General features: G+C 61.8%; 16 protein-coding genes. 3 read left to right on the top strand and 13 right to left on the bottom strand.

The window, feature by feature from the left end:
- Positions 1–29: 29 nt before the first annotated feature.
- Positions 30–1220, bottom strand: a complete 1191-nt coding sequence (locus R3355_RS10310) for an ABC transporter substrate-binding protein (protein ID WP_318961106.1) — start codon at positions 1218–1220, stop codon at positions 30–32.
- Positions 1221–1377: 157 nt separating this feature from the next.
- Here R3355_RS10310 and R3355_RS10305 point away from each other — a divergent pair, with 157 nt between their 5' ends.
- From R3355_RS10305 to R3355_RS10295, 3 genes are read left to right on the top strand one after another with little or no spacing between them, the layout of a single operon-like run.
- Positions 1378–1815 (top strand): copper-binding protein, encoded by a 438-nt coding sequence (locus R3355_RS10305; RefSeq protein ID WP_318961105.1) that lies wholly within the window; start codon positions 1378–1380, stop codon positions 1813–1815.
- A gap of 3 nt (positions 1816–1818) precedes the next feature.
- Entirely contained in the window at positions 1819–3078 is a 1260-nt protein-coding gene (locus tag R3355_RS10300; RefSeq protein ID WP_318961104.1) for a histidine kinase, read from the top strand.
- A gap of 3 nt (positions 3079–3081) precedes the next feature.
- Positions 3082–3732 (top strand): response regulator transcription factor, encoded by a 651-nt coding sequence (locus R3355_RS10295; RefSeq protein WP_318961103.1) that lies wholly within the window; start codon positions 3082–3084, stop codon positions 3730–3732.
- Between the two features lie 243 nt (positions 3733–3975).
- Here the strand turns inward: R3355_RS10295 and R3355_RS10290 are convergent, their stop codons facing one another.
- The 12 genes from R3355_RS10290 to R3355_RS10235 form a co-directional block, all read right to left on the bottom strand.
- On the bottom strand, positions 3976–4167 hold the full coding sequence (locus R3355_RS10290) for a DnrP protein (RefSeq protein ID WP_318949095.1): 192 nt from the start codon (positions 4165–4167) through the stop codon (positions 3976–3978).
- A 41-nt stretch (positions 4168–4208) separates the two neighbouring features.
- Complete coding sequence (locus R3355_RS10285; protein WP_318961102.1) at positions 4209–4892, bottom strand: Crp/Fnr family transcriptional regulator; 684 nt, start codon at positions 4890–4892, stop codon at positions 4209–4211.
- 115 nt (positions 4893–5007) lie between these two features.
- Complete coding sequence (locus tag R3355_RS10280) at positions 5008–5520, bottom strand: DnrO protein (protein ID WP_318961101.1); 513 nt, start codon at positions 5518–5520, stop codon at positions 5008–5010.
- 202 nt (positions 5521–5722) lie between these two features.
- Positions 5723–6118 carry a putative zinc-binding protein gene (locus tag R3355_RS10275; protein WP_318961100.1) on the bottom strand — a complete coding sequence of 132 codons (396 nt, stop codon included), beginning with the start codon at positions 6116–6118 and terminating at the stop codon, positions 5723–5725.
- Positions 6119–6210: 92 nt separating this feature from the next.
- Positions 6211–6888: a Crp/Fnr family transcriptional regulator gene (locus R3355_RS10270; RefSeq protein ID WP_318961099.1), complete on the bottom strand. Its 678-nt coding sequence runs from the start codon at positions 6886–6888 to the stop codon at positions 6211–6213.
- A 381-nt stretch (positions 6889–7269) separates the two neighbouring features.
- A complete protein-coding gene (locus tag R3355_RS10265; protein ID WP_318961098.1) occupies positions 7270–8865 on the bottom strand; it encodes an isocitrate lyase in 1596 nt (531 codons plus the stop codon).
- 677 nt (positions 8866–9542) lie between these two features.
- Positions 9543–10352 carry a secretin N-terminal domain-containing protein gene (locus R3355_RS10260; protein WP_318961097.1) on the bottom strand — a complete coding sequence of 270 codons (810 nt, stop codon included), beginning with the start codon at positions 10350–10352 and terminating at the stop codon, positions 9543–9545.
- The gene (locus R3355_RS10255) at positions 10349–10987 is read right to left on the bottom strand and encodes a histone acetyltransferase HPA2 (RefSeq protein WP_318961096.1); all 639 of its coding nucleotides are present in this window, start codon (positions 10985–10987) and stop codon (positions 10349–10351) included. The genes R3355_RS10260 and R3355_RS10255 overlap by 4 nt, the downstream gene beginning before the upstream one ends.
- Positions 10988–11000: 13 nt before the next feature.
- Entirely contained in the window at positions 11001–11426 is a 426-nt protein-coding gene (locus R3355_RS10250) for a GNAT family N-acetyltransferase (protein ID WP_318949086.1), read from the bottom strand.
- On the bottom strand, positions 11419–12585 hold the full coding sequence (locus tag R3355_RS10245) for a cupin domain-containing protein (RefSeq protein WP_318961095.1): 1167 nt from the start codon (positions 12583–12585) through the stop codon (positions 11419–11421). The genes R3355_RS10250 and R3355_RS10245 overlap by 8 nt, the downstream gene beginning before the upstream one ends.
- 77 nt (positions 12586–12662) lie before the next feature.
- Complete coding sequence (purB, locus tag R3355_RS10240) at positions 12663–14033, bottom strand: adenylosuccinate lyase (protein ID WP_318949083.1); 1371 nt, start codon at positions 14031–14033, stop codon at positions 12663–12665.
- Between the two features lie 88 nt (positions 14034–14121).
- On the bottom strand, positions 14122–14967 hold the full coding sequence (locus tag R3355_RS10235) for a DMT family transporter (protein WP_318961236.1): 846 nt from the start codon (positions 14965–14967) through the stop codon (positions 14122–14124).
- Between the last annotated feature and the right edge of the window lie 9 nt (positions 14968–14976).

The raw sequence follows: 14976 nt of genomic DNA, 5'->3' as shown, positions 1-14976 counted from the left end.
ATTATTCCTCTTGTTATTCAAAGGTGGATTCAGGATGAAGCAGCCAGCGTGCAGCTGACTTCCGGTGCGTCGTAGCCGAGGCTGTCCAGCTCGCTGCTGGGATGCAGAAAGCCTTCCTGTGGCGAGTTGCTGACCAGCGCCCGGGGGTGCACCAGAGGAATGGGTTGGCGCAGTTGGCCGTTCCAGCTACGGAAACTCAGCTTGCGGCCCTTGAAACCGTCCAGCGGCAGTTGATCGCTCAGAGCCAGGGCGCGGATCGCGCCGGCGTCGCTCTGACGCAGTTTGCTCACCGCGCTGGCGATGCTGCGCACGGCGAGCCAGGCGGCGAAGTCGCGGTCGTTCATCCAGCGCTGGGCGTGGGCCTCGAAGCGCTTCTGCAACTGCGCGGCGCCATAGGTCTCCACGGTCTTGTGCCAGCCGGTCGGGGTCAGGCCCTGGGTGCCGGCCACCGGGCGCGGGTACCAGGTCTGGTAGGGCAGGTATTCGCCGAAGTCGCCGCGCTCGTCGGCCACCAGTACCACGTCGTATTCCTTGGTCTGGGTGAACAGCGGCATCTCGGCCTGGGCGCTGCGGCGCTGGTCGTTGTCGAAGCTCCAGGTCTTCTCCGCGACTATCTGGTGGCCGAAGCGCTTGGCCGCCCGGCGCAAGGCGGCGGCATAGGCCTGATCGTCTTCGGTCGGTCCGGTGATCAGCAGCCAGCGTTGCCATTTGCGCACGGTAAGAAACTGCGCCAGGGCATCGGCAAGCATCGCCCTGCTGGGCAGGGTGTGCAGCACGTTGGCCAGGCATTCGCTCCGGCGCAGGGTGTCGTCGGCACTGCCGGCATTGATCAGCAGGCTGTCATCGAGCGATTGGCTGAGCTGACGCAGGGTCGCCGCGGGGGCGTTGACGACAAATAAGCGCACGCCTTGGCCATGCAGCGCGGTGGCGGCCTCAAGCAGGCTTTCACTGTCGTCATGCTCGGCGACGTCGAGGCTGTAGGCATGCTTGAGGAAACGCCCGGTGCTGTTGCTGTCGGCGATCGCCAGTTCGGCGCCGCGCCGGCCGGCATCCTCTGGTTCTGGGATGACATTGGACAGCAGCGGCCCGGTTTCCGGGACGTAGGCCAGGTAGCCGATGCGCACTTGCAGCTCGGCTGGCGGGCTGTTGGCCTGGCTCATGGCCGCATAACCGAGGGTGACGGCGACACAGAGCAAGAGATGACGACTGATCTGGCGCATGGACAACTCCTGTGTAGGTGTTGCCAGCATAGGAACAGAGAGCGGGCGGGGAAATATGTACAAAGTACCAGGCGGGCGGTACCAAGGTAGTAAACCCGCGCAGGGCAAGGGGTTCTAGCATGACTGTATCGACCCATAACAATAATAGGTGTTGGCCATGCGTATTCTCAAAGCGCTGTTTCTCCCCTTGTTACTGATTTGCAGCTTGATCGGCTTCGACAATATCTATGCCGCCGGCGACCTGACCCGTCGTGGCACTGCGCTGCCGGACCTGGTGCTGGGCAACGCAGAAAGCGATTACGGCATGTCGCAGATGGAATACCAACTGGAAACCGGCAAGGCCTACCAGTTGAAGATCATCGCCAGCGGGCAGAAGGAATACGCATTCCAGGCGCCGGAATTCGCCACTTCGATCTTCCTGCGCAAGGTCGAAGCCGGTGGCGTGGAGATCAAGGCGATCACCCTCACCGAACTCGAGTTCGAGGATGCCGGCGAGGCGGAAATCTTCTTCGTGCCGATCAAACCCGGCAAATTCCGCTTCTTCGCCAAGGGCCTGGAAGGCAAGGGGATGCTCGGTTACTTCGTGGTCAAGTAAGTCATGTCGGCGCTGCGGCGGATCAATCTGCTGGTCACCCTGTTCTTCGTCCTGGTGAGCGCAGCCGGACTGGCGCTGCTGCTGCGTCAGGCCAGCTACGATGTGCAGCGTGAAATGCAGGCCGCCGAAGCTATGGTCGAGTACCTGCATGAGGCCGCGTTGCGCGACCCCGCAAGCTTGCAACCGGGACTGGCCGACAGCCTGCGCCATGTGCGCGTGCAATGGCTGGAGGTCGGGCAGACGGCGCTCGAGAGCGAGCCCGGTTGGCTGGATCGCTGGCTGGGCCAGCATCTGCTCAGGGCCCGGCAACCTGCGCTGCTATTGCAGATGACTGACGGGCGTCAGGTGCAGATTACCGTCGACCCCGAGGATGAGATCGACGAAGTCTGGGATTCCCTGCTGCAGCTACTGGTGCTCAGTGCCCTGGCGCTGGTGTTGAGTCTGCTGACCATTCGCTGGGCGGTGCGCCGTGGCCTGCGGGTGCTGGATGAACTGCTCGGCGGCCTGCAGCGAGTGACCCAGGGGCAGCTCGATGCGCGTCTGCAAACGCACAGCTTGCCCGAGGCCCGGCAATTGGCCGGGCATTTCAATTCCATGGCCACCACCTTGCAGCAGGTGCAGGTGGATAATGCCGAGCTGACCCAGGCTCTGCTGGCCCTGCAAGAGCGCGAGCGCACCCGCCTGGGGCAAACCCTGCACGACGACCTGGGCCAATACCTCAGTGGCATCCGCGCCCAGGCCTGCCTGCTGCGTGCCGTGGCCGATCAGCCGGAGGCGGTAAGGAGCACCGCGCAATGCCTGGAAGATAATTGTCAGCAGTTGCAGGAGGGTTTTCGTGCGTTGATCCGCGATCTCTATCCGCTGGTGCTCGAGCGTCTCGAGTTGGGTGAGGCGCTGCAACAGCTGACGCAGGACTGGCAAACCACCCAGGGGGTGCGTTGCCGGCTGTTGTTGAGCGAAGCCCTGCCGCAACTGCCATTGCCGAGCAAAGCCCATATGTATCGCCTGGTCCAGGAAGCCCTGACCAATGTGGCCCGCCATGCCCAGGCCAGCGAAGTGCGCGTGCGCCTGCAATACCAGGGTGGGCGCTTGCGTCTGCTGGTGCGCGACAACGGTATCGGCGCGCAGATGCCACAGCGCGCGGGCATCGGCCTGCGTTCGATTCGCGAGCGGGCGCGCTGCCTCGGCGGCGTGTTGCGCCTGAACAGTCGACCCGGCGCCGGCTGGGTGCTGTGCCTGAGTATTCCACTTGAAGGGCAATGATCAATGAAGATCCTGCTGGTCGACGATCACTCCGTGGTGCGCCAGGGCTATGCCAGCCTGTTGCGTGCCTTGCTGCCCGACGTGCAGGTCCTCGAAGCCTGCGATGGCGAGCAGGCCCTGCAACGGGTGCAGGAAGAAATCCCCAATCTGGTGATCATGGACATCGGCCTGCCTGGCATCAGCGGCCTGGAAACCACCCGGCGTCTGCGCCAGCGCTTGCCGCAACTGCGGGTGTTGTTCTTCAGCATGCATGACGAATTGCCGCTGGTGCGGCAGGCGCTGGACGCCGGAGCGATCGGCTATCTGACCAAGACCTCGCCGCCGGAAGTATTGCTCGAGGCAGTCAAGCGGACCCTGGCCGGGCATGCCTATATCGAGCAGCCGCTGGCCACCCATCTGGCCTGCAACCCAGTGCATCAGGGCAGCATCGACCCGCGTCTGCGCGACATGACCCAGCGAGAATTCGAGATTTTCGTAATGCTTGCCAAAGGCATACCCAGCCGCATTATCGCGGAAAAGCTGTGTATCAGCGGCAAGACGGTGTCCAACTACATGACCCTGCTGAAGAACAAGCTGCGGGTCGGCTCACAAGCCGAACTGGTGCATCTGGCCATCGATACCGGGGTGATCCGGGTGGGGGTGGAGAGCGCCTGATGCCTGCTCCCGCTCCTGCGGCTCGGTCTGGTGCTGGATGGCGGCGTGACTTAGCTGCGAAACTTGTAGTGTGCCTGCCATCGGCCAACACCAGCCTGCGGGCACCATCGGCGGTGGCATCGGCCCCGCGCTGATCCGCGTGTCCTGTGGAGGGGTAACAGGTACAACCTCTGTCACCTCGACGACCAGAGATGTGGATGAACGGAGGCTTCTGTAGGGGGCGCACGCGCACCGCGTCACGGCTCAGGCGATGCTGCGCGGCAACCAGACGATCATTGCGGCGCAGAATGCGGTCAGGCCGATGCAGAACCACAGGAAGCGCCGCTGCCGCCGTTCGCCGGCGCTGTCGGCCAGAGCCGGCAGCGGCATGCCGCAGTTGCGGCATTCAGGTTGCTGGACCGGGTTGTCTTGTTGGCAATACAGGCATTTAGACATGGCAACCGCTCATTGTTCGCTCAGGCGCGAGGGCAGGCATTTCATTCGAACTGTTCCAGGCGCAGGCGATCGAGAATAGCGATCTGGCGGCCTTCCTGGGAGATGATTTCCTCGTCAATCAGGCGGCGCATGATCCGTGAAAAGGTCTCCGGCTGGATCGACAGGTGTCCGGCGATCAACTGCTTGGCCATTGGCAACTCGAAACTGTTGCCCGCGTCCGGCTGGCGCGCGAGCTGGGTGATCAGGTAGCGCACCACGCGGTGAGTGGCGTTCTTCAGCGACAGGGTTTCGATCTCGTTGACCCGCTGATGCAGGCGCACGCAGAGCTTGCCGAGCAGGGCAAAGGTCAGCCGGCTATTGCTCTGCAGCAGGCGCATGTAGGTGCTGTTGGCGATGCGGTAGAGCTGCGTGGGGCACACCGCCTCGGCCGAGGCGACGTAATTGGGCGTGTCCATCAGCATCATGGCTTCGGCGAAGGTCTGCCGGTTGCCGATGACCTCGAACACCTTCTCCTGCCCATCCGGCGTGAGGCGGTAGATCTTCACTGCGCCGGCGATGACGAAATAGAACGAATGGGCCGGTTCGCCCTGGCGGAACAGCGGCTCGCCCTTGTCGATGCTGAGCAGTTGACTGGTGCTCATCAACTCATCCATCTGCTCTTCGTTCAACGGCTCGAACAAGTGGTGACTGCGGAGAATCTGGTGATGAACGCGATGAAGCACCATAAAGGACATCCTGATTGTTTGGCGTGAAGATCGGCCCTGGGCGTGACGGGCTGATGAATCGATCTTGCTTGGTCAACGAAGTTCTATCAGGCAGCCCACCTGGGGCTGCCGCGACTCAATGCTGCGTGGGCATAGCCAGCGTCTGCCAGGCAGGATCGTCGAACAGGTGCGGATAGCGGTTGAGCGTAGTCACCACCCTGAGCATGGCCTGTTCAGAGTCGCCATTGGCCTGCAGGGCTTCGCTGCCCTGCTGCAGCTCACCGAACAGGCCGTGCAGGGTCGCATCGGCCTGTTCCGGCAGCGCGCAGTGGCTGATCATCGAGGCAACCTCGGCTTCGATGATCAGTGCCAGCTCGCTGGCCTGAGTAACACCGATCGGCGTCTGAGTTGTCGGCAGTGCCTGTTCGACCGCTGTGCGGATGTGGGCCATGCCCTCACGCAAGGGTTGATCGGTGGCCCATTTCTGTCCTGGCGGCGGCAGTGGCAGGTGCGCGTTGGCGCCGTGCTGGTGATCGCCGCTGGCGGCCAGCGCTACGTCGGTGGCGAAACTCAAGGCGACGCCACTGGCCAGGGCCAGTACCGAGGTCAGGACCAGATACCAGGCTAGCGGTTGCAGAACTTTTTTCATGGAGACTCCCTGCATGGCGGTCATGCACTCGTGGCGCGATTATGGATAACTATCCTTATTTATCCTTGAGCAAGCCGCGTGCCATCTGCAATTCATTGAATTTAAAGGCTTTAATCGGTTGTTATGGTAAATATGACTGCCCTCGGTCAGGGTCATGAATACCATTAGGGTCGTTTTGACCATGGTATTGGCGGCGTGTCGCTCAATCCGCTGCTTGCACCCGAGCTGGGCGGCCGAGGTCGCTGGCGATGATCCGGGTCATGTCCGCGAACAGCGCGTCGGCCTCTGCCGCGCTGCAATCTTGCCGATAGCGTTTGCGCAGGCCTGAGCTGCTGAGGGTGATATGCACATCGGCACCGATGCCATGCTGGGCCAGACAGGCGCTGGCGCAATGCAGGGGGCAGCCGTCGATGGCGAGGATCGGTCGCCCGGAGCGGGCCTTGTTCACCAGCGCCGGGACATGACCGCCGACCCCGGCGATGCAGGACATTTCCGCCAGACCGGCACGATCCAGGCGCACGGCGAGGGTATTCGCCAGTTGCGCCACGTTGGAGCAGCCAGAGCAGGAGTAAACCAGGGGCAGGGTGGTCTTGGACATTGCGCGCGCCCTCCAAGCGTCAAGAATCTGTCCAGTTTGACCGGCGTGCGGCAGCTGACGTTGACTAGAGTCAATTCCGGGCTTATGGCCTGCTAGTCGTCGTAGTTACTCAGCCCCTGAAGATCGATGATCTCGATACGCCGGCGCTGTACGGCAATCACGCCCGAGTCGATCAGACGATGGAGGATGCGCGAGAAAGTTTCCGGCTGGATGCCCAGCTTCGAGGCGATCAGCCGCTTCGGCACATCGAGCATGATCACCCCGTCGCCTTCTTCATGGGCCTGGGCCAGAAAGCGTCTGACCCGGTGGCAGGCGTTGGCCAGGGTCAGGGTGTCGATTTCGTTCAAACGCTGATGCAGGCGGATGCTCAGGGTGGCGAGAATATCCAGGCAGATGCTCGGGTGTTCTTCCAGCAGGCGTCGATACTGTGCGCCGTGCAGGCTGGCCATCTGGCAGGTCTTCAGCGCGGTGGCACTGACCGGGTACTGCGGCACGCCGGTAAACAGCAGCGCCTCGGCGAAGGATTCGCCGGCGCGGATGATTTCCACCAGTTTTTCCTGACCGTCGCAAACCACCCGATGCAGCTTGACCTGGCCGCTGAAGATGAAATAGAAGCGCTCGGCCTTGTCGCCCTGGTGGAACAACGAGGCGCCAGCAGCCAGGCGTTTGAGGTTGGCTGAGGCGCATACCTCCTGCAGCGCCGCCTCCGGCAGCCGGCTGAACAGGTGATGATGGCGCAACTGTGCGACAAGTGATGGTTCGGTCAGCATGGTTTCTCCCACGACGCAGCTCGGGATTGCTCGGGATTGCATGCTAGAAGGTCGGCGCCCAGGGCTTCCTTGATTTCGAACAAGTTCGGGCTATGGCAAGGCTACAGCCTCAGGGAGGGCTGCGTGGATACATTCGCTGCCCCCAATTCAACGCATGTCTGGGGGCAGCAATGAAACAGTCATCTTTCAGAGGTTGTGAATATCGATCGCCGTCTTCGGCAAATCGCTGTTGCGCAGCAAGCCGGACGAGCCTGATGCCAACAGCGCGCGCACCCCCGAATGGGCATATATCAAATGAAAAAGCCCCGGCATCGCTGCCGGGGCTTTCTTGTAGCGGACTCGGTCGAGACGCGAAGTCCTGACCGGGTGAACCTCAGGCTATTAGCCGAACTGGTTCATGGTGTTGTCTTTGCCGCTAGCTTTCAGAGCCGCTTCGCCAGCGAAGTACTCTTTATGGTTGTCGCCAATGTCGGAGCCGGCCATGTTCTGGTGCTTGACGCAGGCGATGCCCTGACGCAGTTCCTGACGCTGAACACCTTTGACGTAGGCGAGCATGCCTTCTTCTGCGAAGTAACCTTTGGCCAGGTTGTCGGTGGACAGCGCGGCGGTGTGGTAGGTCGGCAGGGTGATCAGGTGGTGGAAGATACCGGCTTGAGCCGAACCGTCACGCTGGAAGGTGCGGATCATTTCATCGGCACGCAGAGCCAGTTCGGTTTCGTCGTAGTCGACGCTCATCAGCTTGGCGCGGTCGTAGGCGGAAACGTCTTTGCCTTCGCCGACCATGATGTCGAACATCTGCTGACGGAAGTTCAGGGTCCAGTTGAAGGACGGGCTGTTGTTGTAAACCAGTTTGGCGTTCGGGATCACCTTGCGGATCTCGTTAACCATTTCGGCGATCTGGCCAACGTGCGGCTTCTCGGTTTCGATCCACAACAGGTCGGCACCGTTCTGCAGCGAGGTGATGCTGTCCAGTACGCAGCGCGCTTCGCCGGTGCCCTTGCGGAACTGGAACAGGTTGCTTGGCAGGCGCTTGGGACGCAGCAGCTTGCCTTCGCGGTTGAGTACCACGTCGCCGTTTTTCAGGTCGGCGGTGGATACTTCATCGCAGTCGAGGAAGGCGTTGTACTGGTCGCCCAGGTCGCCCGGCTCGTTGGTTACGGCGATTTGCTTGGTCAGGCCGGCACCCAGGGAGTCGGTACGGGCAACGATCACGCCGTTGTCGATTCCCAGTTCGAGGAAGGCGTAACGAACAGCAGCGACCTTGGCGAGGAAGTCGGCGTGAGGAACGGTCACTTTACCGTCCTGGTGGCCGCACTGCTTCTCGTCGGAAACCTGGTTCTCGATCTGGATGCAGCAGGCGCCTGCTTCGATCATGCGCTTGGCCAGCAGGTAGGTCGCTTCCGGATTGCCGAAACCGGCGTCGATGTCGGCGATGATCGGTACGATATGGGTTTCGTAGTTGTCGATCTGGTTCTGGATGTCAGCGGCCTTGGTGTTGTCGCCGGCTTCGCGAGCGGCGTCCAGGGCGGTGAACAGCAGATCCAGTTCACGGGCGTCGGCCTGGCGCAGGAAGGTGTACAGCTCTTCGATCAGGTCGGAGACTGCAGTCTTCTCATGCATCGACTGATCCGGCAGCGGGCCGAACTCGGAACGCAGGGCGGCAACCATCCAGCCGGACAGGTAGAGGTAGCGCTTGTCGGTGGTCTTCAGGTGCTTCTTGATGGAGATCATCTTCTGCTGACCGATGAACCCATGCCAGCAGCCCAGGGACTGGGTGTAGACGGAAGAGTCGGCGTCGTACTCGGCCATGTCCTTGCGCATGATGTCGGCGGTGTATTGGGCGATTTCCAAACCGGTCTTGAAACGGTTCTGGGCGCGCATGCGGGCCACGGACTCCGGGTTGATAGCGCTCCAGCTGTTGCCGTTGGTCTCTTTAAGAGCGGCTACTGCCTTGATGTCATTTTGATAAGCGGACATGGTCAATCCTTCAATGTATGTGTTTGGTTGAGCACCGACTTTCCCACTCAAAACCTGTGAGGGTCATGGTTGCGGGGGCTCACAGCAGTACGAGAGAGAGTGACCAGGACGCGGTTGCAGGCGGGAGGAGGGGGACGAAACGAACAGCGCGTTTGACTACAGCTGCTGCAAATGATCGGGGCATTTGGCGTTTACCGGATCAAAGATGCCGTTGGACGACTCAGTAGGCTGTAACTGTCTGCTGGCTGTTACGTTGAAGCGCTTCCCCGTCCCTCAGGACAACTTCGTTCCAGTCGCAATCTCGTCGAACGGCCTTGTGGGCTTTACAACACGAATCGGTTCTGGCGGTAAGCTGGAACTCGATCCGGAGACCCTTTTCAGGGCCCCTGATTAGCGGGAGCGAGGCCATGATGCCTCTGCTAATAGTGTTCGTCAAACGTTTTGTAGTGCTTTTTCGCGACTACTACATAAGTATTACGACGACTGGTGAGTCAGGGTTTGTGTAAATATCAAGCGCCGTAGCAAGAGCGATCCCACGCGTTCGCGGCAAGGCGCGCCAGCTGAAAGGCCGGGGGATTTGGCTTACTAAACTCCCCCGGTTTTTCACCTGGCGCAACGTCAGCAGCGGGCGCCTGGAGGCGGTCGCAGTAGGCGAGGGTTTTCACAGCCTCCCGGTTTCAATCGACGATATCGACCTTGACCCGCAGGGTCATGTCCTCGCGCCCCCGGGTCGAGCGCTGGCGCAGGACGTCGCCGTGCTCGGCCTGGCTCTGCTGGTTGACGCCGCCGATACTGATCCATTCCCCAAGCCGGCCGCTGACCCGGGTATTGGTGCTCTGGATGTCGATTACCCCGGGCTGCGATGAGCTCAGGCGGTCGCGGTTGCTGCTGATATCGATATGCACGATTTCGCCGGTGAGGCTGGCGGTCACGTAGAACCCGCGGGTGACGTCACGGTATTCCGTGCTGTTGTACACCTGACCGTAAGGATCGCGGCTGCTCGAGTTGAGGGGCACGGTCTGACCGACCTGGATCAGCGCCGGGTAGCCTTCGGTGGCTTGCACCTGCTGGGTGCCGCCGCCACGGCTGTCGGTCGTGCGGCTGATGATGCGCACCTGGTCGCGGCCGTTGATTTCGCCCCGGCCAATCTGCACCTGGGCATCGCCGGCGCTCAGCGTGCCATCGGCGCGATAACCGCGGTCGCTCTGATAGCTGGACTCCGAGCTGTCGACGCTGATCAGCAAGCGCCGTGGGCGGGTGTCCAGTTGCTCGAGCAACTGGCGTATTTCCTCGATCTTGGCCGGCGTGGCGTTGACGATCAACTGGTTGCCATAGGCATTGACGCGTCCATCGCTGCCCAGCAACGACTGCACCAGCGGCAGCACATCATCGGCGGTGCGGTAATTCAGGGGGATGACCTCGGTGGCCGCGCAGAGGGGCAGGGCGATGCTGAGCAGCAGGCCCGCGAGCAGGGTACGCGCACTCATAGCAGGAAACTCCTTAGGTCGGGGGCGGTGATGCTGGTCTGCCAGGCCTGATCGAATTGCGCCTGGCGCAAGCGCACACGGGCAGGGTCCTGGTATAGCGCATAGCCGGCACACTGCGCGGGTTCGGGACGCAGCAGCAGGCCGCGGTCATCGGCCAGTAAAAAGGCCACTTCCTCGCTGGGGTAGTCCGGGTGCGGCTGGCGAATATGCAGGTTGCTCGACAGGCGGCGCGACAAGCCAAGCAAACGGTGGCCCTGTTTGACCGCGCGACCGAGGTCCTTGACCAGGATGCGCAGGCGGTTCTTCGGGTTGGCCAGGAGGAAGCGGGTGCAGGCCTCCTGGATGCTGCTGTGGTGATACAGCCAGGGGTCGAGGTCAGTGCTGTAGATGCACAGGCTGCGCCGGGCCTGTTGGAGCATGGCCAGGGCGTGGGCACGGGCCAGTTCGGGCTGATCGAAACGCTCCAGCGCCAGGTGCTCGCCGAGGATAAATGGCGCCGGTTCTGCCTGCAGGGTTTCGCTCGGAGCCGGTTCGGGGTTGCGCACGGCAAAACGCCCCGGCGACTGAAACTCGATGGCGGGAAGCGCTGCTGGCTCGTTGCTCTCGGTTGCGTCTGACGGGGCGTCCTTGTTCATTCTGACCTCACGGCTATTGGCTGTGGCGCACCATATCCACATGGGGAATACCGGCGTCGAGGTATTCACCGCTGACGATGGCAAAACCAAGCCTTTCATAGAAAGGCGTGGCCTGCACCTGGGCGCTGAGCATTTGTTGCTGCAGGCCCCGCTTTTCTGCTTCCGTGATCACTGCGCGCAGTAGTGCATCGCCGACTTTCAGGCCGCGCCAGTCCTTGAGCACCGAAACCCGACCGATATGCCCATCTGGCAGCAGGCGCGCGGTACCGATCGGGTAGTCGCCCTCGTAGGCGAGAAAATGCAAGGCCTCGACATCTTCGGCATCCCATTCGAGCTCCGGCGGCACCGCTTGCTCGGCAATGAACACCGTCTCGCGAATGCGTCGCAGGTCGGCGTTGTCCTTTTGCCAATCGGCCAGGCGCACGTGAATGCTATTCATCGGCAAACTCCAGGCTACCCTGTTTGGCCAACTCCAGAAGCAGATTACGCCCCTCGTCATCGGCCAGCCATGAACCGAGGTTGTCGATATGCAGCGCGTCGGCCGAGCAGATCAATTTCAGCAGCTCGCGCTGGCTGGCAGACAGTAGGCGGCTCTGGCCACTGGCAAACAGCACCAGGTCTTCGCCGACTTCGGACCAGGCCAAGCGCGCACTGGGGTTGCGGATCAGCACGCCACCTGCTTCCAGACTGCCGAGGAGGGTCGGTTCGTCGATCTCGATCCCGGCGATCAGTTCGGGGTAGCGCGGTTCGGTCATGAACTGGCCGAACCAGGTCATCAGCAGGCGCTCGTCGCTCATGTGTTCATTGAGCAGGGCTTTCAAGCGATCCAGGGCGTCACGCTGGATCTGGTGCGGATCGCTGGTCGGTTGCGCATCGGCGTCGCTGTAGCGGTCTTCATCCGGCAGGAACTGGCCGAGAAAGTCGGTGAAATGGGTCAGTACTTCGGCGGCGCTCGGCGCGCGGAAGCCTACGGAATAGGTCATGCAATCATCCTCAGCGGTACCACAGTGGGCCAGGAGTGGCGGTAGATAGAGCATGTCGCCGGGCTCCAGTACCCATTCTTCAGTTTTAGCGAATTCGGCAAGGATCTTCAGATCCGCGTGTTGCAGCAGCGGGCTGTCGGAGTTGCACATCTGGCCGACCTGCCAGCGGCGCTTGCCGTAGCCCTGCAGCAGGAACACATCGTAGTTGTCGAAGTGCGGGCCAACGCCGCCGCCAGGTGCGGCAAAGCTGATCATCACGTCGTCGATGCGCCACTTGGGCAGGAACTTGAATTCCTCGAGCAGTTCGGCCACTTCCGGTACGAACTGGTCGACGGCTTGCACCAGCAGGGTCCAGTCGCGCTCCGGCAACTGGGCGAAGGCGTCTTCGGCGAACGGGCCGCGGCGCAATTCCCATGGCCGCTCGCCGTGTTCGATGACCAGGCGCGACTCGATTTCTTCTTCCAGGGCCAGGCCGGCCAGTTCGTCTGGCGAGATCGGGCTTTCGAAGCCGGGCATGGCCTGGCGTACCAGCAGGGGTTTCTTCTGCCAGTAGTCGCGCAGGAACTCACGGGCCGTAAGGCCGCCCAACAGCTGCAGCGGAGTATCAGGATTCATCGCTAAGCCCTTGAAATAAATAAAAGCCCAAAAATAAAAACGCCCGGCACTGCCGGGCGTGCAAAGGACTCGATCGGTTAAATGCGCTTGGCCTGGGCGACCGCATTGCCGATGTAGTTGGCTGGGGTCAGCAGCTTCAGTTCGGCTTTGGCCGCGGCCGGCATGTCCAGGCCATCGATGAAGGTCTGCAGCGCGGAGGCAGAGATGCCCTTGCCGCGAGTCAGCTCTTTCAGCTTCTCGTAGGGATTTTCGATCGCGTAGCGGCGCATGACGGTCTGGATCGGTTCGGCCAGCACTTCCCAGCAGGCATCCAGATCATCAGCAATACGTTGAGCATTCAGCTCCAACTTACTGATTCCCTTGAGACTTGCCTCATAGGCAATAACGCTATGGGCGAAGCCGACACCCAGGTTACGCAGCACGGTGGAGTCGGTCAGGTCGCGCTGCCAGCGCGAGATCGGCAGCTTGCTGGCCAGGTGCTGGAACAGCGCGTTGGCGATGCCGAGGTTACCTTCGGAGTTCTCGAAGTCGATCGGGTTGACCTTGTGCGGCATGGTCGAGGAGCCGATTTCGCCGGCGATGGTGCGCTGCTTGAAGTAGCCCAGAGAGATATAGCCCCAGATATCGCGATCGAAATCGATCAGGATGGTGTTGAAGCGGGCGATGGCGTCGAACAGCTCGGCGATATAGTCGTGCGGTTCGATCTGCGTGGTGTAGGGGTTGAACTGCAGGCCCAGGTCGCCTTCGATGAAGGCGCGGGCGTTGGCTTCCCAGTCGACCTGCGGGTAGGCCGACAGGTGCGCGTTGTAGTTGCCCACGGCGCCGTTGATTTTGCCCAGCAGCGGCACGGCTGCGACCTGGGCGATCTGCCGCTCGAGGCGATAGACCACGTTGGCCAGCTCCTTGCCCAGGGTGGTCGGCGAGGCCGGCTGGCCGTGGGTGCGCGAGAGCATTGGTACATCGGCGAATTTCACCGCCAGTTCGCGGATGGCTTCGGCAGTCTGGCGCATCAGCGGCAACAGCACGTTATCGCGGCCTTCACGCAGCATCAGGGCGTGGGACAGGTTGTTGATGTCCTCGCTGGTGCAGGCGAAGTGGATGAACTCGCTGACGTTATCCAGCTCCGGCAGCTTGGCTGCCTGTTCCTTGAGCAGGTACTCCACGGCCTTGACGTCGTGGTTGGTGGTGCGCTCGATCTCTTTGACGCGCTCGGCGTGCTCGAGGGCAAAGTTGTCCGCCAGTTGGTTGAGTACCGCCTGGGCTTCGGCCGAGAAGGCGGGGACTTCGCCGATGCCTTCGTGGGCGGCCAGGCGTTGCAACCAACGCACTTCGACCAGAACGCGAAAGCGGATCAGGCCGTATTCGCTGAAAATGGGGCGCAGGGCGCTGGTTCTGCCGGCATAGCGGCCATCAACGGGGGAAACCGCGGTGAGCGAGGAAAGCTGCATAAGAGGGCGTTCTCGGACAATCGGCTGACGAAAAGGGCGCATATCATACATTAAATCGTCGCTCTGGCCGCGTTTGCTCGCTAGCCGTTCAGCGGCTGCGTCGGGCAATCGACAGAAGGCTGGCGGCGAAAATCAGGGCGGCACCGATCAGCGAGGTCGGGTCCGGGGTTTCACCCCAGCGCCACCAGGCGATCACGCCGGCGAAGACGATGGCCAGGTAAGCAAAGGGCCCGATCAACCCGGGCGGCGCCATGCCATAGGCCTTGGACATGACGATCTGGCTGATGGTGGCAAGCAGGCCGATCACCAGCAATAGGCTCAGCTCATGATTGCTCAAGGGTTGCCAGGCCCAGGTCAGCGGGATTGCGGAGGCCAGCGCGCTGAACAGCGAGAAATAGAACACGATGCGATAAGCCGGTTCGGTATCGCTCATCTCGCGGATGGAGACAAAGGCAAACGCCGCCAGAACACTGGTTGCCATGCCGATCAAGGTATTGCCATTGAGCAAGGCGCTCGAGGGTTTAGCCACCAGCAGCACGCCAAGCAGGCCGATGCCGGTCGTCAGCAGGATGCGCTTACTCAGCGGCTCCTTCAGCCACCACCAGGCGATCAGTGGCGTGAACAGCGGGGCCGAGTAGGTGAACAGCATGGCGTCGGCCAGGGGCAGGTGGGCCAGCGCGTAGAAGAAGCAGTACATCGCCGCCAGGCCATAGCCGGTGCGCCAGAGATGCGCCTTGAGGCGCATGGTTTTAAGCGGAGCCACACCCCTGAGCAGGATCAGCGGCAGGAAGAACAGCACGCCGACCAGGTTGCGAAAGAACACCACCGACTCGTTATTGACGCTGGTGGAGACTTCGCGCACGCCGCCCCCCATCAGCGAGAACAGCATCGCCGAAAGCGCCAGCAGCGCGGCCCCTTGCATGGGTTTGACCATGCGGGTGGT

It is taken from the genome of Pseudomonas sp. (assembly GCF_033723075.1).
Taxonomy (GTDB): Bacteria; Pseudomonadota; Gammaproteobacteria; order Pseudomonadales; family Pseudomonadaceae; genus Aquipseudomonas.
This window is presented reverse-complemented; position numbering and strand designations above follow the sequence as displayed.